At 66.7% G+C, this 2,807-nt stretch carries 4 protein-coding genes; all 4 read left to right on the top strand.

Going from position 1 to position 2,807, the window contains the following annotated elements; genetic code table 11:
• A partial coding sequence (gene folP, locus MOV75_RS33405; protein ID WP_247007458.1) for a dihydropteroate synthase occupies nt 1-828 on the top strand: 828 nt, incomplete at its 5' end.
• Nucleotides 825-1,193, top strand: coding sequence for a dihydroneopterin aldolase (gene folB, locus MOV75_RS33400; protein WP_246931994.1), 369 nt, complete (start codon nt 825-827; stop codon nt 1,191-1,193). The genes folP and folB, both read left to right, overlap by 4 nt.
• A 1-nt stretch (nt 1,194) precedes the next feature.
• Entirely contained in the window at nt 1,195-1,686 is a 492-nt protein-coding gene (gene folK, locus MOV75_RS33395; protein ID WP_246931991.1) for a 2-amino-4-hydroxy-6-hydroxymethyldihydropteridine diphosphokinase, read from the top strand.
• A gap of 81 nt (nt 1,687-1,767) precedes the next feature.
• The coding region (locus MOV75_RS33390; RefSeq protein ID WP_247007457.1) for a methylmalonyl-CoA mutase family protein at nt 1,768-2,807 on the top strand (1,040 nt) is incomplete at its 3' end.

The following is a 2,807-nucleotide window of genomic DNA, read 5'->3' as shown; positions in this document are numbered from 1 at the left end:
GCCGGCTCGGCCGGGCCAGATGCGCTGCGGACGCTGCTGGAACGGCCCGTTCCGGCGGTGATGGGCGTGCTCAACATCACCCCGGACTCCTTTTCCGATGGCGGCGAGTTCATCGCGCCCGAACAGGCGCTCGCGCGGGCGCGGGCGATGATTGCGGACGGCGTCGACATCATCGATATCGGCGCCGAGTCCACCCGGCCCTACAAGGGCGCCAAGGCCGTCACGGCGGATGACGAGCTCGCCCGGCTGAAGCCGGTGCTGGCGGGCGTGGTCGCCCTCGGCGTGCCGGTCTCGATCGACAGCATGAAGGCCGAGGTGGTGGCCTTCGCGCTCGACCAGGGCGCGGCGATCGCCAACGACGTCTGGGGCCTGCAGCGCGACGCCGCGATGGCTCCACTGGTGGCCGCGAAAGGCGTCCCCGTCATCGTCATGCACAACCGCGACGACGCCGATCCCGCCATCGACATCATCACGGACATGAAGACGTTTTTCCTGCGTTCGCTGGATATCGCCGCAAAGGCCGGCATCGCGCGCGACAAGATCGTGCTCGATCCCGGCATCGGCTTCGGCAAGACCGCCGAGCAGAGCATGATCGCGCTGGCGCGCTTACGCGAGTTCGAGATGTTCGGCCTGCCGATCCTGGTCGGTGCCTCGCGCAAGCGCTTCATCGCCTCGGTGTCGCCGTCGGAGCCGAAAGAACGGCTCGCCGGCTCGATCGCCGCGCATCTGATCGCCGCGCAACGCGGCGCAAAAATCATCCGGACCCATGACGTCGCCGAGACCTTGCAGGCCCTGCGGGTCGCGAACGCAATCGAGGGCAAGCAATGACCGATACGATCTTCGTCACCGGCCTGTCGATCCATGCCCGCCACGGCGTGATGGATCACGAGACCGAGGTCGGCCAGCGCTTCGTCATCGATCTCGAACTCTATACCGACCTGTCGGAGCCCTCGCGCAGCGACCGGCTCGCCGATACGGTGTCCTACGCCGACGTTGTGGCGACGACGACGGCGGCGTTCAAGAACACCAATTACAAGCTTTTGGAGCGCGCCGCCGGCGCGGTGGCCGACGCCATCCTGTCGAGCTTCCCGCGCATCCGCGCCGTGAAGATCACGGTGCACAAGCCGCATGCGCCGATCGCCGCGATCTTCGACGATGTCGGCATCATGCTGACGCGCTCGCGGCATCCATAACATGGCAAGCGTGCTGATCGCACTCGGCGGCAATATCGGCGATGTCCGCGCGACGTTCGGCAAGGCCATCGCGCATATCTGCGGCATGGCGCAAGCCGCACTGATCGCGCGCTCCTCGGACTACGCGACGCCGCCCTGGGGCGACGAGGACCAGGCGCCCTTCATCAATGCCTGCATCGAGATCGAGACCGGCCTCGATCCCCACGCGCTATTGTTCGTGCTGCAGAAAGTCGAGCAGAAATTCGGTCGCACGCGTGACAAGGAACGGCGCTGGGGACCGCGCACGCTAGATCTCGACATGATCGCCTATGACGATGTCTCCTTGCAGAAGCCCGACCTGACCTTGCCCCATCCGCGCCTGTTCGAGCGCGCCTTCGTGCTGGTGCCGCTGGCCGAAATCGCGCCCGACCGCGTGATCTCGGGCATTCGTGTGCGTGACGGGCTCGCCAGCGTCTCGACGCAAGGCATTGAGCGGCTTCCGGATACCGGTTAACCAAAAACGACCGTTTGCAGGGACGGTCTGCCGTGGCAAATTCGCCTGCGAATAACGAGACGTTTGGGAGCCCCTCGCCGCATGACCTCCGTGACTGACGACCTGCCGCTGGCGGCGGATTTTCCCCAAGCCACCGTCGAAGATTGGCGCAAGCTGGTCGATGGCGTGCTGAAGGGCGCGCCGTTCGAAAAGCTGGTCGGCAAGACCTACGACGGCCTGAAGATCGAGCCGCTCTATCCGCGCGCCAAAGGCGTTGCGCCGGTGGTGGGCCGGCCGGCCGCCGCACCCTGGCAAATCATCCAGCGGATCGACCATCCCGACGCGGCGCTCGCGAATGCGCAGGCGTTGCAGGATCTGGAGAACGGTGCGACCGGGCTCGCGCTGGTGTTCGCCGGCGCCAATGGCGCGCGCGGTTTCGGCCTGGAACCTTCGGCCGAGTCCGTCGCAAAGGTCCTGAAGGACATTCACCTCGACGCCGGCATCGGCATCGAGCTCGAGGTCGGACCGCAATCGCGGATGGCGGCGATCCACGTCGCGGAATATGTGAAGTGCAAGGGCCTCGATCCCGCCGCCTGCGACATCCGCTTCGGGCTCGATCCGCTCGCGGCCGGCGCGGTGTGGGGCCACAGTCCTTATACCTGGGAGGAGATTGCTCCGGCCGTCACCGGCGCCATCAAGGGGCTTGCCGGGCTCGGCTTCAAGGGACCGTTCGCATCCGCCGACGGACGCGTGATCCACGACGCCGGGGGCTCCGAGGTACAGGAGCTTGCCTTCGTGCTCGCCTGCGGCGTTGCTTACTTGCGCGCGATCGAAGGCGCCGGCATTCCGCTGGAACAGGCGCAAGGCATGGTCTATGCGCGGCTTGCCGCCGATGCCGACCAGTTCCTGACCATGGCGAAATTCCGCGCGCTGCGGCTGTTGTGGGCCCGCATCGAGACGGCCTGCGGGCTGACGCCAAAACCGCTGTTCATTGCCGCCGATACGGCCTGGCGCATGCTGACGCAGCGCGACCCCTACGTGAACATGCTGCGCGCGACCATCGCGACGTTTGCGGCCGGGCTTGCCGGTGCCAACGCGATCACCGTGCTGCCGCACACGCTGGCACTCGGCCTGCCCGATCC

This window comes from Bradyrhizobium sp. PRIMUS42 (assembly GCF_023006515.1).
In the GTDB taxonomy this organism is placed as follows: domain Bacteria; phylum Pseudomonadota; class Alphaproteobacteria; order Rhizobiales; family Xanthobacteraceae; genus Bradyrhizobium.
This window is presented reverse-complemented; position numbering and strand designations above follow the sequence as displayed.

Bases quoted from the DNA above. Each gene is read 5' to 3' on its own strand.
- folB (WP_246931994.1), top strand. From the start codon at position 825: ATGACCGATACGATCTTCGTCACCGGCCTGTCGATCCATGCCCGCCAC.
- folK (WP_246931991.1), top strand. From the start codon at position 1,195: ATGGCAAGCGTGCTGATCGCACTCGGCGGCAATATCGGCGATGTCCGC.